The sequence below is a fragment of the Pseudomonas sp. SWRI22 genome, from assembly GCF_014268395.2.
Classification (GTDB): domain Bacteria; phylum Pseudomonadota; class Gammaproteobacteria; order Pseudomonadales; family Pseudomonadaceae; genus Aquipseudomonas; species Aquipseudomonas paracarnis.
Window position 1 is genome coordinate 3,250,124 of the sequence record NZ_JABWQK020000001.1, and the last position, 22,958, is coordinate 3,273,081.

At 59.0% G+C, this 22,958-nt stretch carries 20 protein-coding genes; 15 read left to right on the forward strand and 5 right to left on the reverse strand.

The genetic code is table 11. The features are described 5' to 3' along the window. Positions 1–130 precede the first annotated feature (130 nt). Complete coding sequence (locus HU730_RS14265) at positions 131–589, forward strand: Rsd/AlgQ family anti-sigma factor (protein ID WP_057975310.1); 459 nt, start codon at positions 131–133, stop codon at positions 587–589. Positions 590–642: 53 nt separating this feature from the next. Here HU730_RS14265 and HU730_RS14270 read toward each other — a convergent pair whose 3' ends face one another. Next, positions 643–1,320, reverse strand: a complete 678-nt coding sequence (locus HU730_RS14270) for an FKBP-type peptidyl-prolyl cis-trans isomerase (protein ID WP_057975311.1) — start codon at positions 1,318–1,320, stop codon at positions 643–645. 192 nt (positions 1,321–1,512) lie between these two features. Here HU730_RS14270 and HU730_RS14275 point away from each other — a divergent pair, with 192 nt between their 5' ends. Next, entirely contained in the window at positions 1,513–2,664 is a 1,152-nt protein-coding gene (locus HU730_RS14275; RefSeq protein WP_217862459.1) for an AlgP family protein, read from the forward strand. Here HU730_RS14275 and HU730_RS14280 read toward each other — a convergent pair. Next, the gene (locus HU730_RS14280) at positions 2,661–3,125 is read right to left on the reverse strand and encodes a TIGR02444 family protein (RefSeq protein WP_034129036.1); all 465 of its coding nucleotides are present in this window, start codon (positions 3,123–3,125) and stop codon (positions 2,661–2,663) included. The two genes, HU730_RS14275 and HU730_RS14280, sit on opposite strands and share 4 nt — an antisense overlap. Before the next feature lie 50 nt (positions 3,126–3,175). Here HU730_RS14280 and abc-f point away from each other — a divergent pair, with 50 nt between their 5' ends. From abc-f to HU730_RS14305, 5 genes are all read left to right on the forward strand, one after another. Further along, entirely contained in the window at positions 3,176–5,086 is a 1,911-nt protein-coding gene (gene abc-f, locus HU730_RS14285; protein ID WP_014720438.1) for a ribosomal protection-like ABC-F family protein, read from the forward strand. Continuing rightward, a complete protein-coding gene (locus HU730_RS14290; RefSeq protein ID WP_034129034.1) occupies positions 5,086–5,652 on the forward strand; it encodes a mechanosensitive ion channel family protein in 567 nt (188 codons plus the stop codon). The genes abc-f and HU730_RS14290 overlap by 1 nt, the downstream gene beginning before the upstream one ends. A gap of 169 nt (positions 5,653–5,821) precedes the next feature. Next, entirely contained in the window at positions 5,822–6,454 is a 633-nt protein-coding gene (locus HU730_RS14295) for a LysE family transporter (protein ID WP_005792425.1), read from the forward strand. Positions 6,455–6,656: 202 nt separating this feature from the next. Further along, a complete protein-coding gene (locus HU730_RS14300) occupies positions 6,657–8,552 on the forward strand; it encodes an FTR1 family protein (protein WP_186527245.1) in 1,896 nt (631 codons plus the stop codon). Between the two features lies 1 nt (position 8,553). Continuing rightward, positions 8,554–9,009 carry a YaiI/YqxD family protein gene (locus HU730_RS14305; RefSeq protein ID WP_186527244.1) on the forward strand — a complete coding sequence of 152 codons (456 nt, stop codon included), beginning with the start codon at positions 8,554–8,556 and terminating at the stop codon, positions 9,007–9,009. Positions 9,010–9,155: 146 nt separating this feature from the next. Here HU730_RS14305 and elbB read toward each other — a convergent pair whose 3' ends face one another. Next, positions 9,156–9,821 (reverse strand): isoprenoid biosynthesis glyoxalase ElbB, encoded by a 666-nt coding sequence (elbB, locus tag HU730_RS14310; protein ID WP_034129031.1) that lies wholly within the window; start codon positions 9,819–9,821, stop codon positions 9,156–9,158. 115 nt (positions 9,822–9,936) lie between these two features. Between elbB and HU730_RS14315 the strand changes: the two genes are divergently transcribed. After that, the gene (locus HU730_RS14315; protein ID WP_186527243.1) at positions 9,937–11,172 is read left to right on the forward strand and encodes a sterol desaturase family protein; all 1,236 of its coding nucleotides are present in this window, start codon (positions 9,937–9,939) and stop codon (positions 11,170–11,172) included. Here the strand turns inward: HU730_RS14315 and HU730_RS14320 are convergent. Beyond that, positions 11,153–11,788, reverse strand: a complete 636-nt coding sequence (locus HU730_RS14320) for a DedA family protein (protein ID WP_034129029.1) — start codon at positions 11,786–11,788, stop codon at positions 11,153–11,155. The genes HU730_RS14315 and HU730_RS14320 overlap by 20 nt on opposite strands. Before the next feature lie 208 nt (positions 11,789–11,996). Between HU730_RS14320 and hemB the strand changes: the two genes are divergently transcribed. Continuing rightward, positions 11,997–13,010: a porphobilinogen synthase gene (gene hemB / locus HU730_RS14325; RefSeq protein ID WP_186527242.1), complete on the forward strand. Its 1,014-nt coding sequence runs from the start codon at positions 11,997–11,999 to the stop codon at positions 13,008–13,010. Between the two features lie 18 nt (positions 13,011–13,028). After that, a complete protein-coding gene (ppk1, locus tag HU730_RS14330) occupies positions 13,029–15,251 on the forward strand; it encodes a polyphosphate kinase 1 (RefSeq protein ID WP_186527241.1) in 2,223 nt (740 codons plus the stop codon). A gap of 139 nt (positions 15,252–15,390) precedes the next feature. Here ppk1 and ppx read toward each other — a convergent pair whose 3' ends face one another. Further along, a complete protein-coding gene (ppx, locus tag HU730_RS14335) occupies positions 15,391–16,893 on the reverse strand; it encodes an exopolyphosphatase (protein ID WP_003195352.1) in 1,503 nt (500 codons plus the stop codon). Between the two features lie 755 nt (positions 16,894–17,648). On the opposite strand from ppx, the gene HU730_RS14340 reads away from it, so the two are divergent. The 5 genes from HU730_RS14340 to HU730_RS14360 all read left to right on the forward strand — a co-directional run bounded on the left by HU730_RS14340 (position 17,649) and on the right by HU730_RS14360 (position 22,954). Continuing rightward, positions 17,649–18,308: a DUF1120 domain-containing protein gene (locus tag HU730_RS14340; RefSeq protein WP_186527240.1), complete on the forward strand. Its 660-nt coding sequence runs from the start codon at positions 17,649–17,651 to the stop codon at positions 18,306–18,308. A gap of 115 nt (positions 18,309–18,423) precedes the next feature. Beyond that, the gene (locus HU730_RS14345) at positions 18,424–19,083 is read left to right on the forward strand and encodes a DUF1120 domain-containing protein (protein WP_157717968.1); all 660 of its coding nucleotides are present in this window, start codon (positions 18,424–18,426) and stop codon (positions 19,081–19,083) included. A 90-nt stretch (positions 19,084–19,173) separates the two neighbouring features. Beyond that, positions 19,174–19,890, forward strand: a complete 717-nt coding sequence (locus HU730_RS14350) for a fimbria/pilus chaperone family protein (RefSeq protein ID WP_229999673.1) — start codon at positions 19,174–19,176, stop codon at positions 19,888–19,890. Positions 19,891–19,896: 6 nt separating this feature from the next. Beyond that, positions 19,897–22,401 carry a fimbria/pilus outer membrane usher protein gene (locus tag HU730_RS14355; protein ID WP_275959751.1) on the forward strand — a complete coding sequence of 835 codons (2,505 nt, stop codon included), beginning with the start codon at positions 19,897–19,899 and terminating at the stop codon, positions 22,399–22,401. Positions 22,402–22,411: 10 nt separating this feature from the next. Beyond that, entirely contained in the window at positions 22,412–22,954 is a 543-nt protein-coding gene (locus tag HU730_RS14360) for a hypothetical protein (protein ID WP_186527239.1), read from the forward strand. Positions 22,955–22,958 lie beyond the last annotated feature (4 nt).

Here is a 22,958-nt window from a genome sequence, read left to right on the forward strand (position 1 = left end):
CGGGCATAATCTGGCCCGCACGCGTTATCCAAACCGCTTGTCAGACACGGCCTTGTCCGTCTGCTGCTTCATCCTTGAAGTGTTGCGCAGGTACAGAGCTGCGGCGCCCCAATAGGGAAGAGAGATCATCATGTTGGAAAGTTGTCAGAATGCTCAGGAACGCTGGGGTGGGGTGCATAAGCTGATCGACAGCTGGTTGAAGGCACGTCACGAACTGGTTCGGGCCTTTGATGCTCTCGGCGCCAAGCCCGAAGCGTTGGCTGAGAATCGCAAGCCGTTGCAGGAGTTCTGTGAGGTGTTGGTGGACTACGTGTCTGCCGGCCATTTCGGCGTCTACGAGCAACTGACCAAGGAGGCCGAAGCCTTCGATGATCAGCGTGGCCTGGAGTTGGCTGAGACGCTTTATCCGCGCATTGATGTGATCACTGAAAAGCTGCTGGCGTTCACCGACCTGTGTGATGCCGGGAAATGTGTCGCGGAAAAATTCAAAGAGTTGGGGGCGCTGTTGCATGAGCGTTTCGAGCTGGAAGATTGCTTGATCGAAGTGCTGCACAACGCTCATAAGGAAGAACCCGCCACCCAGGCTTGAAGCTGGTGGCGAGGTAAGAAAACGGTGCGCATGTCGCACCGTTTTTTTATGGGTCAGTGGCGAGTGCCGAGTAGTTCGATCTCGAACACCAGCGGCGTATAGGGGGGGATCAACTCACCTGCGCCGTCTGCGCCATAGGCCTGGGCTGAAGGAATCACCAGACGCCATTTCGCACCCACCGGCATCTGTTGTAATGCACTGCTCCAACCGCTGATCACGCTGTTGAGGCGAAACCATTGCGGTTGCGTACTTTTGTCGAAGACAGTTCCATCAGGCAGTCGGCCCACGTATTTAACCTGCACTTCATCGCTGGCCAACGGCTTGTTGCCAGTGCCGGGTGCCAGCTCGGTGAGCAGGATCCCATCGGCCAACTGACGAACGCCGGCTGCGGCTATTTCCCTTGAGAGAAATTGCTGCTCGGCAGCGAGTGCTTTTTCGCTTTGAGGTCGTTGGGCGTCGGCGGCGCTCTGCGCTTCGTGCTGTGCGAGGATCTGTTCGATGCGCGCGTTATCCAGCGCCAGTGGCTTGCCTTGGTAGGCTTGCTTGAGTCCGTCGAGCAGGGCCTGTATCTGCAGGTCGGGGACTTCCTGGCGCAACCGTTCGCCAAGGCTTGCGCCCAGGCTATAGGCAAGATCGTGCGGGGTTGCGGCGGTGGTGTTTGAAGAGGGTTGCTCGCTTGCATCGGCCACGCAGATCGCCAAGCCGAACACTAGAAAAAGGTAACGCGACATGGGCATTCTCCCGGCGAAAGTGCGACGGATTATGCCAGTGCGGCTGCGTAAAAAGTGACGTGGTTTTCCGTTATATCGATAAGAATTTTCGCACGCTGCAACGCAACGCAAAGGATACTGTCAACATGCCCTAGCGGCGGTAAGAGCAGAGGGCTAGTATGAGCCGCACCCACGTCAGCCAGGAGGTAAACCATGTCGGCCAAACAGAAGCCTGTAAATACCCCGTTGCACTTGCTCCAACAACTTTCGGGCAGCCTGCTCGAACATCTGGAAAGCGCGTGCTCCCAAGCCTTGGCTGATGCAGAAAAACTGCTCGCCAAACTGGAAAAGCAACGCGGTAAAGCGCAAGAAAAACTGCACAAGTCCCGCACCAAACTGCAAGACGCCGCCACTGCCGGCAAGTCCAAGGCGCAAGCCAAAGCGAAAGGCGCGGTCAAAGAACTTGAAGAGCTGCTGGATGCTCTCAAGGATCGCCAAGCCGAAACCCGCAGCTACATTTCCCAACTCAAAAAAGACGCTCAAGAAAGCCTGAAATTGGCCCAAGGCGTTGGCCGTGTGAAGGAAGCCGTAGCTAAGGCACTGGGTGCTCGTACGCCTGCAAAAGTAGCCGCTAAGCCAGCTGCTAAAACTGCTGCTGCCAAACCAGCCGCCAAGCCAGCTGCTAAAACTGCTGCTGCCAAACCAGCCGCTAAGCCAGCTGCTAAAACTGCTGCTGCCAAACCAGCCGCTAAGCCAGCTGCTAAAACTGCTGCTGCCAAACCAGCCGCTAAGCCAGCCGCTAAAACTGCTGCTGCCAAACCAGCCGCTAAGCCAGCTGCTAAAACCGCAGCTGCCAAACCAGCCGCGAAGCCAGTTGCTAAAACCGCAGCTGCCAAACCAGCCACTAAGCCAGCCGCTAAAACTGCTGCTGCCAAACCAGCCGCTAAGCCAGCTGCTAAAACTGCTGCTGCCAAACCAGCCGCGAAGCCAGCCGCTAAAACTGCTGCTGCCAAGCCAGCCGCGAAGCCAGCTGCTAAAACTGCTGCTGCCAAACCAGCCGCGAAGCCAGCTGCTAAAACTGCTGCTGCTAAACCGGCCGCGAAGCCAGCTGCTAAACCTGCTGCTGCCAAACCGGCTGCAAAGCCAGCTGCTAAACCCGCTGCTGCCAAACCAGCCGCTAAGCCAACTGCTAAACCTGCTGCCGCCAAACCGGCCGCGAAGCCCGCTGCCAAGCCAGCGCCCGCAAAGCCAGCTACTCCAGCAGCACCCACTGCTACTCCGGCAGCAGCCACCGCTCCAACTGCATCGGCCAGCAGCACCCCTGCACCGGTAGCGCCAAGCACCACCCCAACCAGCGCTTCCTAAGTGTTGGTGGCCATGGCGCGCAATTGCAGCAGCGCGTCGTGGTCAAGGTTGGCGGCTTCGGTCGCCAGGCCTTCAAGCCATTCTTGCTGACCCGGCACCTCATTGATCGGCCACGCCTGCGCCAGCGCTTCCAAGCGCGCCAGCAGCGTTCTTTCGGCCTCCAGTTCCAGTGTCTTGACCTGCTCTCGTAGCAATGCCAATTGCGCATCCTGCTGGGCCAAGGCTCGCCATTGCCCGCGCATTTGTCGCAAGGGTTCGACAACCTGCACCCGCCACGGCTGGGCAATCTGCTGCAGTGCCTGAACGCGTTCGGGCTTATATGCCACACCTCGCCATTCCAGCCACGCACCACACAACAACAGGCACACGTCTGCCCCTTGCTCCTGCAAGCGCAGGCAAGCGGCCTCCACGCCCGGGCGGGCATAGGTCGAAAGGGCAAAGCTCCACAGGTCAGCGCACATATTCACACCCAAGCCAGCGGCCAACGAAGCTGGTAGACTCCGCCGCCATTATGATCCGACTTCAAAGCCTAACATTACAGCGTGGCCCGCAACGTCTTCTCGAAGACGCCGAGCTGACCCTGCACGCCGGTCACAAAGCCGGCCTGATCGGAGCCAATGGCGCCGGCAAATCCACGTTGTTCGCCTTGTTGCTGGGTGAGCTGACCCCGGATTCGGGGGACTGCCTGCTGCCGGCCGACTGGCGCATTGCCCATATGCGCCAGGAAATCGACACCCTGGACCGTATCGCCATCGACTACGTGCTCGATGGCGACCTGCGCCTGCGCCAGGTGCAGCACGACCTGGCTGAGGCCGAAAAAGCCCAGGACGGTGCCGCACAGGCGCGCCTGCACTCGGAGCTGGACAGCGCCGACGGCTATACCGCCGACGCCCGTGCTCGCAAGATGCTCGCCGGCCTTGGGTTTACCAACGAACAGATGGACCGTCCGGTCGCCGACTTCTCCGGCGGCTGGCGCATGCGCCTGAACCTGGCCCAAGCGCTGATGTGCCCCTCGGACCTGCTACTGCTCGACGAACCGACCAACCACTTGGATCTCGATGCGATCCTGTGGCTGGAAGACTTCCTCAAGAGTTACCAGGGCACCTTGCTGCTGATTTCCCACGACCGGGATTTCCTCGACGCCGTGGTCGATAACATCGCCCATGTCGAACAGAAGAAAATCACTCTGTACCGTGGCGGCTATACCGCGTTCGAACGCGCTCGCGCCGAACGCCTGGCCCAGCAGCAACAGGCCTTTGAAAAGCAACAGGCGCAACGTGCGCACATGGAAAGCTACATCGCAAGGTTCAAGGCCCAGGCCACCAAGGCCCGCCAGGCCCAGAGCCGGATCAAGGCCCTGGAGCGCATGGAAGAGCTGTCGGCGGCCCACGTCGATTCGCCGTTCGACTTTGTCTTCCGTGAGTCGGTGAAGATCTCCAGCCCGCTGTTGGACCTCTCGGACGCTCGCCTTGGCTATGGCGACAAAACCATCCTGGAGAAGGTCAAGCTGCAGCTCACGCCGGGCGCACGCATCGGTTTGCTCGGCCCGAACGGTGCAGGCAAGTCGACACTGATCAAGAACCTTTCGGGTGAGCTTGAGCCGCTGGCCGGTCGCCTCACTCGTGGCGAGAACACGGTGGTGGGTTACTTCGCCCAGCACCAACTGGACTCGCTGGACGCCAAGGCAAGCCCGTTGTTGCACCTGCAACGTCTGGCGCCGACCGAGCGCGAGCAGACCCTGCGCGACTTCCTTGGCGGTTTCGACTTCCGTGGCGCGCGCATTGACGAACCTGTGCTGAATTTCTCCGGTGGCGAAAAAGCCCGACTGGCCCTGGCCCTGATCGCGTGGGATCGCCCGAACCTGTTGCTGCTCGACGAACCGACCAACCACCTGGACCTGGAAATGCGCCTGGCGCTGACCATGGCCCTGCAGGAGTTCAGCGGTGCGGTATTGGTGGTGTCTCACGACCGTCACCTGCTCAAGAGCACTACCGACAATTTCCTGCTGGTCGCCGACGGCAAGGTCGAAGAGTTCGACGGCGACCTGGACGACTACGCGCGCTGGCTGACGGAATACCGCCTGCGCAATGCGCCGGCCAGCAACACGCCGGTCAACCCGGACAAGACTGACAAGAAAGCCCAGCGCCAGGCCGCCGCCGCGCTGCGCCAGCAGTTGGCGCCGCACAAACGTGAGGCCGACAAGCTGGAAGCCGAACTGGGCAAGGTGCATGAGCGCCTGGCCAAGATCGAAGCCAGCCTGGGCGACAGCGCCGTGTATGAGGCGGCGCGCAAGGACGAGCTGCGTGACCTGCTGGCCGAACAGGCCAAGCTCAAGGTGCGAGAGGGGCAACTGGAGGAAACCTGGATGGAGGCCCTCGAATTGCTCGAAACCCTGCAAGCGGAGCTGGAGGCGCTGTCCTGATGGAAGCGTTGCAATTGCCAGTCCCGGTGCAATGGATCGAGCCCATCTGGATTGGCGTGCAAATCCTGCTGATCCTGCTGGCCGGCTACCTAGCCCAGCGCTTTGTCGCCAAAGGCCTGACACGCCTGGGTGAGCGCTACCCGCTCCCGCCGCAATTGCTGATGCCCCTGCGCGGCGGCTTGCGCTGGCTGATCATGGGCAGTGCACTGATCTTTGTATTGGGCCGCCTGGGTGTGTCGGCCACGGTGTTGTGGACGGCCCTGTCCGGCTTTGTCGCGGTGGCGGCCGTGGCGTTCTTCGCCATGTGGTCGGTGCTGTCCAACTTGCTGTGCGCGATCCTGATCTTTACCGTCGGGCCGTTTCGCCTGGGTGATATCGTCGAGCTGGTGGACACCGTCGACAAGCCGGGCGTGAAGGGCCGGGTCGTGGCGATCAACTTGCTCTACACCACGCTGATCGAAGTCGAGGAAGCCGGGACCAACAGCGCGATGGTGCAGGTGCCCAATAGTCTGTTCTTCCAGCGCTCGGTACGCCGTTGGCCCGGCTCTGGCACCAACATCCTGTAGGAGCAAGCTTGCTCGCGAAGACCGTCAACGATAACGCAGCGCTTGCAGTCAGCCCGCATCGCCTGTGCATTTTTCGCGAGCAAGCTCTCTCCTGCAGAAATCTGTAGCCAGCCTTTGGTCGCTGGAGTTAGCTTAAGGCACAACCGCTAACTCCCTTGCGAGGTGTGCAATGGCTCTCGATACATGGCTGGCCTTTTTCCTGGCCAGTTGGATCATCTCCCTTTCTCCTGGCGCCGGTGCCATCGCCTCGATGTCTAGCGGCCTACAGTACGGTTTTGTGCGTGGCTACTGGAACGCCATCGGCCTGCAACTGGGCCTGGCGATGCAGATTGCTGTGGTCGCCGGTGGTTTGGGGGCCATTCTGGCGGCCTCGTCTACTGCGTTCTATGCGATCAAATGGTTCGGCGTGGCCTACCTCGTGTACCTTGCCATCAAGCAATGGCGCGCTTTGCCCATGGACATGACCGACGACGCCGCCGTACGCCCGATCGGCAAACCGATGGCGATGATGTTCCGCGGCTTTCTGGTCAACGCCAGCAACCCCAAGGCGCTGGTATTCATGCTGGCGGTGCTGCCGCAGTTCGTGAACCCGCAGGCGCCGTTGTTGATCCAGTACCTGATCCTTGGTGCGACCATGATCAGCGTCGATATGATCGTGATGGCGGGCTACACAGGGTTGGCCTCGAAAGTCTTGCGCCTGTTGCGTACGCCTAAACAACAGAAACGTGTAAACCGCACCTTTGCTGGCTTGTTTGTCGGCGCTGCCGGTTTCCTTGCGAGCCTGCATCGCGCCACGGCCTGACCAAGCGACTGGCTCAAAAATGTGGGAGCGGGCTTGCTCGCGAATGCGGTGCTTCAGTCACTATTTTCTTTGACTGATATACCGTATTCGCGAGCAAGCCCGCTCCCACATTGGTTTTAGGGTGATATGAAATAACACCTTGAGTCGAATCCATTAAAGCTCAACAATAGTGTTACTTCGTATTTCCACTTGAGATTCATTCATGACCGCCCCTTTCCGCTTTCTCGCCTGGCTGGTGTTGCCGGCATTGCTGTCGTGCAGCCTCAATCTGTCGGCCGCGACCGCCGAGGGCGCGCCGCAAGCCCTGCATTTGCTCGACTACATTGGCGCCGACTACCCACCGACGGTAGAGGCGGGCAAGGTGGTGGATGATTCGGAATACCGCGAACAAGTGGAGTTTCTCGGGGTATTGCAGGGGCTGGTGGCGGAGTTGCCAGACAAGCCTGAGCGCGCCGAGCTGGTAAAGGGCGTTGATGAGCTGCTGGCCGCGGTCACTGCCCACCAGGACGGCGCGAGCGTTGCCCGCCAGGCTCGTCAATTGGGCGCCAAGCTGGCCGTGGCGTATGAAGTCAGCCAGGCCCCGGCCATCACGCCTGACCCGACGCGCGGCGCGCCGCTCTACGCCCAGCATTGTTCGGTGTGCCACGGCACAACGGGCGCCGGCGATGGCCCGGCAGGCGTGGGCATGACCCCACCGCCGGCTAACCTGCGCGATGCAACGCGCCTGGACCGCCTGAGCCTCTACGCGATCTATAACACCCTCGGCCTGGGCGTCGAAGGCACCGACATGCCGTCATTCGCTGACCAACTGGACGACCGCCAGCGTTGGGACCTGGCAACCTATATCGTCGGCTTCACGGCCGACCCGGCCGCTGCCAAAGGCGAGCAGACATTCAACCTCGCCGACCTGGCCCGCCAGACCCCCACTGAAGTGCTCGCCGCTGACGGTCCTGACGCTGCCACGACATTCCGCGCCCAGCGTGCGCAGCCGCCGCAGGTTCAGCGTGGCCCCGCGCAGTTGCTCGACTACACTGCCGCCACCCTGGACAAGAGCCTCGCGGCTTTCCGCAACGGCGACCACGAGCAGGCTTACGATCTATCCGTCGCAGCCTACCTGGAAGGCTTCGAGCTGGTGGAAAGCTCCCTGGATAACGTCGATGCCAATGTGCGCAAAGACACCGAGAAGGCCCTGATGGCCTATCGGCAATCGTTGCAGGACGGCTTGCCTATCGAGCAGGTGCAGCAGCGCTTGGATGCAGCCAAAGGCAAACTCACTGAATCGGCTGGTTTGCTGGGCGGCGATGGCCTGAGCTGGTCGTTGAGCTATATCTCCGGCTTGCTGATCCTGCTGCGTGAAGGCCTGGAAGCGATTCTGGTGCTGGCCGCGATCCTCGCCTTCCTGCGTAACACCGGCCAGCAATCGGCGGTGCGCAGCGTCAACGTCGGCTGGGGCCTGGCGCTGTTGGCAGGTTTGGGTACCTGGGCCTTGGCGGCCTATGTCATTGACGTCAGCGGTGCCCAGCGTGAATTGCTTGAAGGCTGCACGGCGTTGTTTGCCAGTGTGATGGTGCTATGGCTCGGCGTGTGGATGCACGACCGGCGTCACGCGGCGGCCTGGCAGGACTACATCAAGAGCAGCCTGGTGGGCGGCGGTGGGCGTTTCGGGTTTGCCGTGCTGGCGTTCTTCTCGGTATATCGCGAACTGTTCGAAGTGATCCTGTTCTACGAAACCCTGTGGCTGCAGGCCGGCCCTGCCGGGCACAACGCGGTGCTGGCCGGTGGTGCCACGGCGCTGGTGCTGCTGGTGGGCCTGGCCTGGGTGATCCTGCGCGGTTCGGCGAAGTTGCCCCTGGCGCTGTTCTTCGGCATCAACGCCGCGTTGCTGTGTGCGCTGTCGGTGGTGTTCGCCGGGCACGGTGTGAAAGCCTTGCAGGAAGCGGGCATTTTCGGCACGCGGCCAGTGGCGTTCTTTGACTTCGACTGGCTGGGCATCCACGCCGATGCGTACTCGTTGGGGGCACAGGCCGTGGCGATCCTGGCGATTGTGGTGTTGTATGGCCGTAGCCGCCTGACCGAAAAGCACCGGGCGGCGGCGTAGCATGCGCGTGTGGATCGACGCCGACGCCTGCCCTCGGGCGGCCAAGGACCAAGTGGTGAAGTTTGCCCTCAAGCGCCAGTTTGAGGTGGTGCTGGTCGCAGGGCAAAGCCAGATCAAGCCTAGCTTTACCTGTGTGAAGCTGATCGTGGTGCCCAGCGGGCCGGATGCCGCCGATGATTACCTGGTGGAGCACGCCGTGCCCGGCGAACTGGTGATTTGCAGCGACGTGCCCTTGGCCGATCGACTGGTGAAGAAGGGCATCACGGCCCTCGACCCGCGTGGCAAGGAGTTCAGCCCTGCGAACATGAGCGAGCGGTTGGCGGTGCGCAACCTGTTCACCGACCTGCGCGAGCAAGGCCAGATGGGCGGCGGCCCGCCGCCCCACAGCGAAAAGGACAAGCAGGCGTTTGCCAATGCGCTGGACCGAATTCTTACCCGCTTGATGAAACCAGCCTGACCTGTGGCGAGGGAGCTTGCTCCCGCTGGGCTGTGCAGCAGCCCCAAAGCCGTCGTCAGCGTTTTATCTGAATCACTGCGTCAGCTTAGATGGGGCGGCTTCGCCACCCAGCGGGAGCAAGCTCCCTCGCCACAGGTGCATCCCCATCAGTCGTTTTCGTGGGTTAATTCCAATACCCGATCCACCAGCTTGTTGATGCCTGACGCCACCTCGCTGATGTTCTTGCCCAGCATATAGGCCGGTGTACTCACCAGCTTGCGCGCCTGGTCCTCGACGATATCCTCCACAGTGCATTCGACGTGGGTGGCGCCCATCTTGTCCAGGGCTGCGGCGGTGCTGGCATCGTTGCCGATGGTGCAGGTCACGCCAGGGCCGTAGATCTTGGCGGCCAGGGCCGGCGAAATGCAGATCAAACCCACCGGCTTGCCCGCTTCGGCAAAGGCTTCAGCCAGTGCCAGCACCTGGGGGTTGATGCTGCAGCCGGCGCCTTCCACGGCAAAGTTCGACAGGTTCTTGGCCGCGCCAAAACCGCCCGGCACGATCAGCGCGTCAAAGTCTGCGGCGTTGGCTTGGCCAATATCCTTCACGGCGCCTCGAGCGATGCGCGCGGATTCCACCAGCACATTGCGAGACTCGGGCATTTCTTCGCCCGTGAGGTGGTTGATCACGTGCAACTGCGCAACGTCGGGTGCAAAGCATTCCACTTGAGCGCCGCGCTGGTCCAGGCGCAGCAGGGTGATCACGCTTTCATGGATCTCTGCGCCGTCGTACACGCCACAGCCGGAAAGGATCACTGCAATCTTTTTGCTCATGGGCATTTCTCCTGATTCATGGCGTTAAATGTCTACTAATTTGTAACCTCTTGCCAATGGGAACTCACGTGGCTGCACCTAATCTTGATGTAACAAAAATAGACCGGACTAGCCCATGGACTTTGTGCCTTACGCAGTACCGTTTTTTATTGCCCTGATCGTGGTCGAGTTGCTGGCCGACCGTTGGCGTGGCGTGCGCAACTACCGAGTGGCGGATGCCATCAACAGCCTCAGCACCGGAGTGCTGTCCACCACCACAGGCTTGCTCACCAAGGGCGTGGGCCTGCTGACCTACGCGTTCGCCATCGAGCACCTGGCGCTGTTCGAATTGCCTGCCCAGAGTGCCTGGACCTGGGTGTTTGCCTTTGTGTTCTATGACTTCTGCTACTACTGGCTGCACCGCATGGGTCATGAGCGCAACATACTGTGGGCCGCGCATTCGGTGCATCACCAGAGCGAGGACTACAACCTCAGCACCGCTCTGCGCCAGACCAGCACCGGTTTCCTGCTGAGCTGGATCTTCTACTTGCCCCTGGCGGTGGTTGGTGTGCCACTGGTGGTGTTTATCAGCGTGGCGTCGCTCAACCTGCTGTATCAATTCTGGGTCCATACACGCCATGTTCCCAAGCTTGGCTGGTTCGAATGGTTTTTCGTCACACCGTCCAATCATCGGGCCCACCATGCGCAGAACGCTCTCTACATGGATCGCAACTACGGCGGGGTGTTCATTATTTGGGACCGACTGTTCGGTACCTTCCAGGAGGAAGACGATAACGAACCGGTGATTTTCGGTGTGACCACACCCTTGGCCAGCTGGAACCCGCTGTGGGCCAACCTGCAGTTTTATGCGCAACTCTGGAGTGACGCCCGGCGTACTGAGCGTTGGTGGGACAAGCTGCGTATCTGGTTCATGCGCACCGGCTGGCGCCCGGCGGACGTCAAGGCCAAGTACCCGATGGCCAAGCCGGACCTGAGTCAGTTCCGCAAATTCGAGGTGCCGCTGGATGTGCGCCAACAGGTCTACATCGCCTTGCAGTTTGCGGCCTATGTAGGGTTTGGCAGTTATCTGATGAATTTCGGTGAGGGCTTGCCCTCCACGGCTCTGGTCCTTGGCTGGGGCGCGATGGCGCTGGGGCTGTTTACCCTGGGCCTGGCGCTGGAGAATCGCCCATGGGCGCTGAAGGCCGAGTTGGCGCGCTTGGCGCTGAATGTTCCCTTGGTATGGCTGGCGCCGCTGGTGGGGTTGTGGCCCGCCAGCAACCTGGGCTGGCTGGGCCTGGCGAGCTACAGCCTGCTCAGCATCATCGGCCTCTACTGTTGCAGAAGCCGGCTTACTCGGTTGGTGTCTTAGGCGTTTCGACCGAGGCTGGCTCGTTAGCCAGCCGAGCCTTGGCCTCGGCACAGGCTTGGCGGGCGATGCGGGCATTCTTGAAGCGACGGCGCAGCCACAGGCCAAAGCCCAGCACCAGCAAGGCGGCCAATACCCACAACTCGTATTTCTTGACGCTGCCGAGCATCCCTTCCAGCACTGCGCCGAAGTGATAGGCTGCCGCCCCCAGTGCCGCGGCCCAGATCGCCGCGCCAATACCGTTCAGAACCAGGTAGCGCAACGGTGGGTAGCCGGACAGGCCAATCGCCACGGGCATCACCGTGCGCAACCCGTATACGAAGCGGAAACTCAATACCCAGATATCCGGATGCTTGCGGATATGTTCCAGTGCCTTGTCGCCCATCAGTTGCCAGCGCGGCTTGCGCGCCAGCAACTTGCGGCCGTGCTTGCGCCCCATGTAGTACCAGAGCTGGTCGCCGGCGTAGCTGCCAAAAAAGGCAACGACCACCACCAGGTTGATATCCATGTAGCCACGGAACGCCAGGAAGCCTGCGAGTACAAGGATGGTCTCGCCTTCGAAGAACGTGCCGAGAAAGAGGGCAAAGTAGCCGAAGTCATGCAGAAATTGTTGAAGCATGGTCTAGGGTGCTGGCGAAATGAACGCGCAGCCTACGCCTTCACGAAGATTCATGAAAGTATCGAGATGTGTCACGAAGTGAACAATTCCTACGCAAATGACGAATGGGACTACAGGTCGTGTCGATAAGCACAACTGTCATTCATTCGTCATAATGGCCGCTTATAACTGCAACGCTCGCCCGTAAACACGGGCTCAGGAGTCTGTCGTGAGCTTTACCCCTGCCAATCGCCTGTTCCCCGCCACCCGTCTGCGTCGCAATCGTCGTGATGATTTTTCTCGTCGCCTGGTACGTGAAAATGTACTGACCACGAATGATCTGATCCTGCCGGTTTTCGTGCTCGACGGTGAAAATCGCCGGGAAGCGGTGGCGTCGATGCCGGGTGTGGAGCGTCTGACCATTGACCTGTTGCTTGAAGAGGCGGCGAAGTGGGTCGAATTGGGCATCCCGGCGCTGGCGCTGTTCCCGGTGACCCCGGCCGAACTCAAGACCCTGGACGCCGCCGAAGCCTGGAACCCCCAGGGGATTGCCCAGCGTGCCACCCGTGCCCTGCGCGCGCGTTTCCCGGAGCTGGGCGTGATCACCGACGTGGCCCTGGACCCTTTCACCACCCACGGCCAAGATGGCATTCTTGACGAAGACGGTTATGTTCAGAACGACATCACCGTCGATGCACTGGTCAAGCAGGCGTTGTCCCACGCGGCTGCGGGCGCCCAGGTGGTTGCACCGTCGGACATGATGGACGGACGCATCCAGGCGATTCGCGAAGCCCTTGAGCTGGCCGGTCACGTCAATGTGCGGATCATGGCCTATTCGGCCAAATACGCCAGCGCCTACTACGGCCCATTCCGCGATGCGGTAGGCTCGGCGCTGAACCTGGGCAAGGCCAACAAGGCCTCGTACCAGATGGACCCGGCCAACAGCCAGGAAGCCCTGCACGAAGTGGCCGCCGACCTGGCCGAAGGCGCCGATATGGTGATGGTCAAGCCGGGGATGCCTTACCTGGACATTCTTTACCGGGTCAAAGAGGAATTCAAAGTGCCGACCTTTGTCTATCAGGTCAGCGGTGAATACGCCATGCACATGGCGGCGATCCAGAATGGTTGGTTGAGTGAAGGGGTGATCCTCGAATCCCTGACTGCCTTTAAACGTGCCGGCGCTGATGGCATTCTGACCTACTTCGCCGCCCGCGCCGCCCAATTGCTTAGAGAGCAACAATAGCCCTCACAGGAACACTCGATGAATACCGAAGGACTCTCAGAAGTTGCCGTAAAAGACGCTCACCCGGTGGTTGAACAAGTCGCCCAGACCCCGCCGGAGCTGGAGCCTGCACCGCCTGCGGTGGTGGCCGAAGCGCCTGCGCCGGTGCCAGTGCCAGTGGTCACCAACCTGGATGACAGCAGCCTGTACATCCACCGCGAGTTGTCACAACTGCAATTCAACATCCGCGTGCTCGAGCAGGCGCTGGATGAGTCCTACCCCTTGCTGGAACGGCTGAAATTCCTGCTGATTTTCTCCAGCAACCTGGACGAGTTCTTCGAGATCCGTGTTGCCGGCCTCAAGAAGCAGATCACCTTCGCCCGTGAGCAAGCCGGTGCCGACGGCCTGCAACCGCACCAGGCCCTGGCGCGCATCAGTGAGCTGGTGCACGGCCATGTGGACCGCCAGTACGCGATCCTCAACGACATCCTGCTGCCGGAGCTGGAAAAGCATCAGGTCCGCTTCATTCGTCGTCGTCACTGGACCGCCAAGATCAAGACCTGGGTGCGCCGTTACTTCCGGGACGAAATTTCGCCGATCATCACGCCTATCGGCCTCGACCCGACGCACCCGTTCCCCTTGCTGGTGAACAAGAGCCTCAACTTCATCGTCGAACTCGAAGGTATCGACGCTTTCGGCCGCGATTCGGGCCTGGCGATCATTCCAGCGCCGCGTCTGTTGCCTCGGATCATCAAGGTACCGGAAGAGGTAGGGGGCGCTGGCGACAACTATGTATTCCTGTCGTCGATGATCCACGCGCACGCCGATGACCTGTTCCAGGGCATGAAGGTCAAGGGCTGCTACCAGTTCCGCCTGACTCGTAACGCCGACCTGGCGTTGGACTCCGAAGACGTTGAAGACTTGGCCCGTGCCCTGCGCGGCGAACTGTTCTCGCGGCGCTATGGCGATGCGGTGCGCCTGGAAGTGGCGGACACCTGCCCGAAACATTTGTCGGACTACCTGCTCAAGCAGTTCAACCTGGCCGAGTCGGAGCTGTACCAGGTCAACGGCCCTGTAAACCTGACGCGCCTGTTCAGCATCACCGGCTTGGACAGTCACCCGGAGCTGCAATACAAGCCGTTCACTCCGCAGATCCCGAAACTTTTGCAAAACAGCGAGAACATCTTCAGCGTGGTGAGCAAGCAGGACATCCTGCTGCTGCACCCCTTCGAGTCGTTCACCCCGGTGGTCGACCTGCTGCGCCAGGCTGCCAAGGACCCGCACGTCCTGGCCGTGCGCCAGACCCTGTACCGCAGCGGTGCCAACTCGGAAATCGTCGATGCGTTGGTGGATGCTGCGCGTAACGGCAAGGAAGTCACCGCGGTGATCGAGTTGCGGGCGCGCTTTGACGAGGAGTCCAACCTGCAACTGGCCAGCCGCCTGCAAGCGGCCGGTGCGGTGGTGATCTACGGCGTGGTCGGCTTCAAGACCCACGCCAAGATGATGTTGATTCTGCGCCGTGAGGCCGGTGAAATTGTGCGTTACGCCCACTTGGGTACCGGCAACTACCACGCCGGCAACGCGAAGCTCTACACCGACTACAGCCTGCTGACATCCGATGACGCGCTGTGTGAAGACGTCGGCAAGTTGTTCAGCCAGTTGATCGGCATGGGCAAGACCTTGCGCATGAAGAAGCTGCTGCACGCGCCGTTCACCCTCAAGAAGGGCATGCTCGACATGATTGCCCGCGAGACCCAGTTCGCTCTCGACGGTAAACCGGCGCACATCATCGCCAAGTTCAACTCGCTGACCGATCCTAAGATCATCCGCGCGCTGTACAAGGCCAGCCAGTCCGGTGTGCGCATCGACCTGGTGGTGCGTGGCATGTGCTGCCTGCGCCCCGGCATTGTGGGCGTGTCGCATAACATCCACGTGCGCTCGATCATCGGCCGCTTCCTGGAGCACACACGCGTGTTCTACTTCCTCAACGGCGGCGAAGAGCAGATGTTCCTCTCCAGCGCCGACTGGATGGAACGCAACCTCGACAAGCGTGTGGAGACCTGCTTCCCGGTAGAAGGCAAGAAGCTGATCATGCGGGTCAAGAAGGAGCTGGAAAGCTACCTGACCGACAACACCCATAGCTGGAGCCTGCAGTCGGATGGGCGCTACGTGCGTAACACGCCGACCGGCAACCAGAACCCGCGCAGCGCGCAGGCGACGTTGCTGGAGAAGTTGGGTAGCCCGATTCTGACGGTGAACTAGCCCAGGCATACGCAATTCCATGTGGGAGCGGGCTTGCTCGCGAATGCGGTGTGTCAGTCAATGCATCTGGTGACTGATCCACTGCATTCGCGAGCAAGCCCGCTCCCACATTTGTTCTGCAGAATGCTTTTAGATTTGCTTAGCGCAGGTTCAGGCTGAACCCTACCCGCGTCAGCCATTCCGCTTCCTGGGCGAAGTCCGCCTGGGTCAGCTGGTTTTCATCCAGCCAGCCTTTGGGGAACATCACTTCCAGGCTATCGCCATCGGCGTGCAGTTTGACCTGGGGCATTTCCTGGGTGCCGCGGATGTGGTGGAACAGGATTGCAAAGCGCAGCAGCGCACACAGGCGGATCAGCTTGATGCCGTCTTTACCGAACTCGGCAAACTTGTCCTTGGGAATATTGCGACGATGGCCGCGTACCAGCAGGGCGAGCATCTGTTGGTCTTCCCGCGAGAAACCGGCCAGGTCCGAGTGTTCGATCAGGTACGCGCCGTGCTTGTGATAATGGTAGTGGGCGATGTCCAGGCCGACCTCATGCACCTTGGCTGCCCAGCCGAGTAACTCGCGCCAGACGCCGTCTTCCAGGTCCCAGTCCTCGGCCACCTGGTCGAAGGCGTGCAAGGCTTTGCGCTCGACGCGGGCGGCTTGCTCCAGGTCGACGTGGTAACGCTCCATCAGCGAGCTGAGGGTGCGCTCTCGCACGTCTTCATGGTGGTGCCGGCCCAGCAGGTCGTAGAGCACACCTTCGCGCAGGGCGCCGTCACAGTGGTCCATGCGTTGCAGTTCGAGGGCGTCAAAGATGGCTTCGAGAATCGCCAGGCCCGCAGGGAAAATGGCGCGACGGTCGGGCTTGATGCCGTCGAAGTCGATTTTCTCTGCATCCCCCAGCTTGAACAGCTTGCGCTTGAGCCACGCCAGGCCTTCGGCGTTCACCTCACCGGTGCCATGGCCACCGGCCTTCAAGGCCAGGCCAATGGCACGGATGGTGCCGGACGAGCCGATGGCTTCATCCCAGGTTAGGCGGTGCAAGGCATGTTCGATGCTCATGATTTCCAGGCGCGCTGCGGTGTAGGCCTGGGCATAACGCGCCGGGGTGATCTTGCCATCCTTGAAATAACGCTGGGTGAAACTCACACACCCCATCTGCAGGCTTTCACGCAGTAGGGGTTCGAAACGCTGGCCGATAATGAACTCGGTGCTGCCACCGCCAATGTCTGCCACCAGGCGTTTGCCGGGCGTGTCGGCCAGGGTGTGGGACACGCCGAGGTAGATCAGGCGTGCCTCTTCACGGCCCGAGATGACTTCCACCGGATGCCCGAGGATTTCCTCGGCGCGATGGATGAATTCGTTGCGGTTGCGCGCTTCGCGCAAGGCGTTGGTGCCAACGATACGCACCGCGCCAGGGGGCATGCCGTTGATCAGTTGCGCGAAACGCTTGAGGCAATCGAGCCCGCGCTGCATGGATTCTTCATTGAGCTTGCGCTCGTCGTCGATCCCGGCGGCCAGTTGCACCTTCTCGCCGAGCCGCTCAAGGATGCGGATCTCGCCGTTCTGGGCCTTGGCCACGACCATATGAAAGCTGTTGGAGCCCAGGTCGATGGCGGCGATCAAGGACAGATTCTTGGCTTGGGATTGCGGCATGGTTTGGGGGTCTCGGTCGATAACCTTGCCATCGTGCCACGATCGACGGCTGGCGCCAACGCGTAGTGCCAGAGGAATTTTCCCCAATCACTCATCAGAAATTGTGAATGCCGCTTGTAGGAGGTGGTTGCGATAGCTGTGTTATTGGGTCAGGAGTCGCTGTAGTTCATAACTTGCAGTGTGCGTAATTTCTGGATGGTCAACTTAGTCCTACATGTGTATGCATATTTGTCTTGGTTTTTTGTGTTTGCTCCTACAGTAAACAATCTAAATGTGAGCCGTTTTCGCAGAGCTGTCTTACGTTGATTGAGGTATTTTTCCGGCTTAATTATTTATGTGTGGCGCCGATACTGCCGGTCGGCAATTAAGTCGTGGCGGTAATTATTTGTCGCTCAGGGCTTGTACAAGGGGGTAGTTATGCGTGTGGGGTTCAAAAAGTGAACACCTCACATCGTTGACTATAGGTGCTGTTTTTACATGTTCAGGAAATTAAGGTGCTCAGATGAAGAGCAAAGTGTCAGTGCCGGCGGGACTGCTTCTGGCTGCTTTAGATTTAAGCCTCGAAGCAGCCAATCTACGAGTGAAGGGTATTAATGGCCCCGCCCGTTGCAGTTTAACACTATGAGTTCGATGGCAAGCAGCCTGCGCTAGAGCTGTGTTATATCCGATAGTTGTTGTGTCGGCAGTTTTAGTGATGAGCGATATTGGTTTTTTGCTAGCGAATCCATTTCTATGTCTATGCAGGATGTAAGATCATGAAAGTAAAGTTTGTTTTGGTGGCAGGTATGGTGCTTTCGGTGGCTAGTCTGAGTGCTCAGGCCTCAGAGTTGCGCGTAAAGGGGGCCATTGTTCCTGCCAGTTGCAGTTTTACAATGACTAATGCCGTTTTCGATTATGGTGATATCCGGCCGTCGAGCCTAAGCGAAACTCAGTATACGCGTTTGACGGCGAAGTCTACGCCGTTCGCTGTTAAATGCGAGGGAAGTGCACTCACTGCGGTTGGGCTCAAGGCAGTGGATAATCGTTCATCCAGCAAAGTGCCAGGTATCGTTAGCTCAATAGACCAGGGCTACACTGATAACTACAACTATGGATTGGGTTTGTCGTCCAAAGGACAAAAAATAGGGGGTTATGCCGTACATGTTCAAAACTCTATTGCTGATGGGCGAACCGTCCGTACATTGACTTCCGCAGACAATGGCAATACATGGACGAACTATCGAAGCAATGCGTTGGGTCAAGGCGGCGATGTCATTGCCTGGTGGGGTGGTTCAGGAGCGCAAACACCACTTAAGGTTAATTCGGTATCGGGGAATATTCAGATTATTACCTTTATTAATAAAAAGTCCGCGCTCGATGTGGGCAGTAAAATCGAGTTGGACGGTCACGCAACCTTGGAGCTTCGTTACCTCTAGGCTCCTATTCGTACCTCCTTGATCAGATAATTCGCATCGGTGTGTGGGTGATGGCGCAGGCCTAATTATCATCGGGTTTGATCTGATATTTATCGTTATGTTGAGAGTGCTAAAAATGAATAAGACGATGTTTGTAATGAGTGTCGCGTGCTTGGCGTCCCTTGGTTTTCATGCTCAAGCTGCTGACCTGAGTGTGAAAGGAACGATTGCCCCCGTCAGCTGCAGTTTCACGATAACCAATTCGGTTTTTGACTACGGAAGGATTGACCCGAATTCCCTGAGTCCGACGCGTTATACACAGTTGGCTAAAAAGACAACGCCTTATTCGATCAAGTGTGCCAGCAATGTCAAGACAACGGTGGCGATCAGGGCGTCGGACAATCGTGCAAGCTCTCGAATTCCCGGCATGATGCTCAGTCTTTTTGGCAGTAATTATAAAGATATTTATAACTTCGGATTGGGTGCTACGTCCCAGGGGCAAAAGATTGGTGGGTATCTGATCCACCTACGTAATTCTGTGGCGGACGGTGTGGCGGTGGGGATTGTTGGTTCCGAGAATAATGGCGGATATTGGCATACGAATAGCACCCAAGCCGTCGGCCATACCTCCAACCTTACGGCTTGGCGGGCAGGAAATGTCTACGCACCTATCAAACTTAATACAGTGGCAGGCCAAATTGAAGTGTTGCCTGTTATCAATAAAACATCAGAGTTAAATATGAGTAATCAGATTAATCTGGACGGTCAGGCTACTTTAGAGCTGCGCTATCTATAACTAGGTTCGGAAAGGGGCCGAGCAGAGCCACGCTTTATTAAGCGGGCTTTGTGTCGGCCAATATTTCTTTCGCAAAGCCTGTGCGCACAAGTGGGTAGTGAAGTGATGGTTAAAAGATTTCTTAAATCATGCTTGTTAATAGGTTTTTTCTTGCCGGCGGTGCTGTTCGCCGACGGTATGCGTCCTGATACCACCGTCATTGTGCTACATGAGGCAGAAGGTGAAGTCAGCATTAACGTCACCAATACGGATAGCAGTCCGGCACTGCTGCACTCGGTTATCGAGGATGTCCCGGAAGACACCGAGCAACTGATTGTTGTTACCCCACCGGTCACACGTGTGGATGCAGGAGAGCGTCAGATGGTGCGGTTTCTTTCAATAGGCACCGAACCACTCAAGACCCAGCGCCTGAAGCGTGTGTCCTTCGAAGGAATTCCTCAGGCACAACCTGGTTCCGGTGCGACCATTGGTATCAGCCTTCGGCAGAACCTTCCGCTGATCCTGCATCCCAAAGGCTTGCCAAAGAACGATGCGCCTTGGGAGTTACTGACCTGGCATCTTCAGGCCAACGTCTTGAGTGTGCGCAACGACAGCCCCTACGTAGTTCGCTTGGCGGCAGACGTCCGTCTTAATCCGCAACGAGTGACGGCCAGCCTTGCTCGTACCTACGTGCTGCCTGGCGAAGTGTTGCAGGTGGCCTTGGACAAGCCTGTACCCGGTGCGACCTCGGTCACCCTTGAACCCGCGACCGTCTACGGCTTCGCTGTCGATAGCTACGATGCGCTGCTCATCACGAATGCGCCGTGACCGTTCATGAACACAACCAATGGCAGTTTCGGTGCAGTTCCCGACGACTTGAATCATGTACAAAAGCGTGAGGCGCTTTTCAGGCGAAGCGGGCTGAGCCTGTCGGTGTGCATGGCAATGATGGCGGTGGTGGTCACGGATGCTTCTGCCGCCCGTGTATCGAGCATTTCCGGGTTCGACTTGGAAACGCTGCAGGCGCGGGGTATCAGCCCTTCGGTTGCCCACTATTTTCGTCATGCGCCACGTTTCAGTGAGGGTGTGAGGGTCGTGGAGCTGCACGTCAACGGTGAGCGGATAGGCTTGACGGATGCTCGGTTCGATAAAGAAGGTGAGCTATGCTTTACCCGTAGTTTGCTTGATCGTGGCAGCTTGCGGGTACCTTCCTCGGTGATCGACAAAAGTGTCCCCCCCGAGCAAGCCTGTCATGACTTCAAAGCCGAATACCCTGAGACAGTAACGACATTGCGTCCTGGCAACGAAGAGGTGTCGTTGGTGGTGCCTACGCAAGCGCTGCGAGACGTTCAGCGAGACTCCGGCAGCTATGCGCGCGGAGGCACGGCAGCGCTACTCAATTACGACGTCCAGGCAATCAACAGTCATTCCAGGGCGGATACCTATCGGTATCTTTCAGCCTCCACAGAGGTGGGCTTCAATTTTGGCGATTGGATTGCCCGCAGCCGCCAGCTTTATATTTCCAACGATCGCCGCACAACGGCCGAACACCTTTTCGCCTATGCACAACGGGATTTCTTGCCTTTGGCTTCGACCTTCCAGGTCGGTCAGATATCGAGCAATAACCCGGTGTTTGGGGGAGTACAACTGACGGGCGCGCAGATTTTTCCCGATGGTATTGAAAGTGGTGGCAGTCACAATGGCGTGGTAGTCGAGGGGCGAGCCCTGAGCCAGTCAAGGGTGGAAGTACGGCAATCCGGCGCGTTGATCTATACCACGGTCGTTCCTGAGGGGCCTTTTACGCTGACCAATCTGCCCTTGCTCAACGGCACCAGCGACCTTCAGGTCACGGTGATAGAGACCCAGGGCGGGCAGCGCAGTTTTATCGTGCCGGCTGCTACGTTCCGCGCAGTGGTCCCCGTGAAGTCTGGATATACAGCTTCTTTGGGCAAGATCCGCGAGGTGGAGGGGAGAGGGGCCAAAGAGCCCCTGCTGGCCATGGCCAGTGGTACGTGGGCTGTGGGCAAGGACAGCGCGGTCAGCGCAGGGGTACAAGGTACCGATAGCTACAATGCGGTGGGGCTTGCCCTGGACAGCAGCTTTTCCCAGCGCTTTTCCCTGGGGGTGCGTAACAACTTGTCCCGGGATCATTCAACAAACGTACAAGGCGCGCGCAACAGTGTGTCTGTGAGCGTGGGCCTGCCTGCGAATGTACAGATGTCCTTGAGTGCCACTGCGCAGACACCGGGCTATCGTGACGTCATCGATACAGTGACGCCTCATGTAAACGATGTGGATGGCTCGCGATTCAAGAACCAGTACACCGTAGGATTCAGTTGGGCGGACCCTCAGTTGGGTGGCTTCTCAATCGGTTATAACCGGGGGGCCGATTTCAAGAGCCGGATTACCCAGAATATCTACGGCACGTGGAACAAGAGTTTCAGATATGCCAGTGTCGGTGTAACCGTGGACTCTCAGATTGGCCAGTCCAACAGTGCCGATGACCGGAACGATGACGGACTGGGTATTCGAATGCAGGTCAGTGTTCCCCTGGGCCGTGATCGGAGCCTCAGCGCATTCGCTCGACGTCAGGGAGAGCGCTCCAGTATCGGCACTGCCTATGATGAGCGTGTCGACGAGACGCTGAACTACCAGATACGCAGCGACAGAGACTTCGCAGGGCATCGTGAGCACACCCTGGGCGGCACGCTCAACGCGTCTTCTCGTTACGCGCAAGTGGGGCTGGGGCTGAATCGTGACTCGTCCAGCACCAGTTACTCCGGGCAATTGCAAGGGGCGGTGGTCGCCCATTCTGAAGGTTTCACATTGTCGCCGTATCGGGTTGAGGACACGTTTGGCGTGGTCTCGGTGGGCGAGGTTGCCGGTGCTCGTCTTACCACACCTCAAGGGCCGGTTTGGACCGACCCGTGGGGCAAGGCTGTGATCGCCAGTTTGCCGGCTTATCAGTCGAGCGTGTTGGAGCTGGAAGGCAAAAGCCTACCTCGCCAGATGGATATCAAGAACGGTACCAAGGTCCTGGAAGCGGGCCGTGGGTCCTTCAACAGGGTCGATTTCGAAGTAATCAACGTACGCCGGGTACTGCTGCGCGCTACGGATATACACGGCAAACCATTGCCTCAGGGCGCTGCCGTGCTGGGGCCAGAAAATGCATTGCTGACCACGGTGGTCGGGGATGGGATGATTTTTCTCAGCAACGTCGACGCGCCCCAGGCCCTTAAAGTCTCTTCCAGCACAGTGTCCTGCGCGCTGCAACTCGACCTTCCGGAGCAAACCTATAATGGCAAATTCTACGAAACCGCTTCGGCGGTCTGTCGGTGAGATGGCCCGCATGAACGAGTGGCGTATCGGGTGCCTCAAAGGCTTGGGGCTGTTGTTGAGCGGCCTTTTACTGGCAGCGCCGGCAAGTGCTGCGAACTGCCGCCTGTCCCTGAGCCAGCCCATCATCGATTACGGCCTGCTTCGCCCAGGCGAACAGCTCGAAAATCGGGGTGCTTCGCTGGGAAAGCGTATCGTACGTCTGAACGTGATCTGCGTGGAGGCTGCGGTGATTGCGCTACGTTTTCAAGGCGTGCCGGCCAATGAGACTGGCTACAGGTTTGGACGCCAGGGTTTTTTCAACCTGACGCTTCAGCATCCTCAACTCGACGGTAAACCCATCGAGTTAGCGCAATGGCACAACCCTACCGAACGGGACGCCCAGCTACGCCCAGGCCAATCTCTGGTAGTGCTGGTCGGCGGAGCCCCTGCCAGAGGCCACGCTTTTTCGGCGCAGGTGCAAGTAGACACCTGGCTATCGAGCGCAGCCACTGCTGTTGGCAATAAAACCACATACGAGGGCAATGGGCGTTTCGAGCTGGTGTCCGGTGGCTGAGTCC

Coding starts and splice junctions, on each gene's coding strand:
- elbB (WP_034129031.1), bottom strand. CDS start 9,821: ATGAGCAAAAAGATTGCAGTGATCCTTTCCGGCTGTGGCGTGTACGAC.
- abc-f (WP_014720438.1), top strand. CDS start 3,176: ATGATCCGACTTCAAAGCCTAACATTACAGCGTGGCCCGCAACGTCTT.
- ppk1 (WP_186527241.1), top strand. CDS start 13,029: ATGAATACCGAAGGACTCTCAGAAGTTGCCGTAAAAGACGCTCACCCG.
- HU730_RS14345 (WP_157717968.1), top strand. CDS start 18,424: ATGAATAAGACGATGTTTGTAATGAGTGTCGCGTGCTTGGCGTCCCTT.
- HU730_RS14265 (WP_057975310.1), top strand. CDS start 131: ATGTTGGAAAGTTGTCAGAATGCTCAGGAACGCTGGGGTGGGGTGCAT.
- HU730_RS14340 (WP_186527240.1), top strand. CDS start 17,649: ATGAAAGTAAAGTTTGTTTTGGTGGCAGGTATGGTGCTTTCGGTGGCT.
- HU730_RS14355 (WP_275959751.1), top strand. CDS start 19,897: ATGAACACAACCAATGGCAGTTTCGGTGCAGTTCCCGACGACTTGAAT.
- HU730_RS14315 (WP_186527243.1), top strand. CDS start 9,937: ATGGACTTTGTGCCTTACGCAGTACCGTTTTTTATTGCCCTGATCGTG.
- HU730_RS14305 (WP_186527244.1), top strand. CDS start 8,554: ATGCGCGTGTGGATCGACGCCGACGCCTGCCCTCGGGCGGCCAAGGAC.
- HU730_RS14275 (WP_217862459.1), top strand. CDS start 1,513: ATGTCGGCCAAACAGAAGCCTGTAAATACCCCGTTGCACTTGCTCCAA.
- HU730_RS14360 (WP_186527239.1), top strand. CDS start 22,412: ATGAACGAGTGGCGTATCGGGTGCCTCAAAGGCTTGGGGCTGTTGTTG.
- HU730_RS14280 (WP_034129036.1), bottom strand. CDS start 3,125: ATGTGCGCTGACCTGTGGAGCTTTGCCCTTTCGACCTATGCCCGCCCG.
- HU730_RS14290 (WP_034129034.1), top strand. CDS start 5,086: ATGGAAGCGTTGCAATTGCCAGTCCCGGTGCAATGGATCGAGCCCATC.
- ppx (WP_003195352.1), bottom strand. CDS start 16,893: ATGCCGCAATCCCAAGCCAAGAATCTGTCCTTGATCGCCGCCATCGAC.
- HU730_RS14300 (WP_186527245.1), top strand. CDS start 6,657: ATGACCGCCCCTTTCCGCTTTCTCGCCTGGCTGGTGTTGCCGGCATTG.
- HU730_RS14270 (WP_057975311.1), bottom strand. CDS start 1,320: ATGTCGCGTTACCTTTTTCTAGTGTTCGGCTTGGCGATCTGCGTGGCC.
- HU730_RS14320 (WP_034129029.1), bottom strand. CDS start 11,788: ATGCTTCAACAATTTCTGCATGACTTCGGCTACTTTGCCCTCTTTCTC.
- HU730_RS14295 (WP_005792425.1), top strand. CDS start 5,822: ATGGCTCTCGATACATGGCTGGCCTTTTTCCTGGCCAGTTGGATCATC.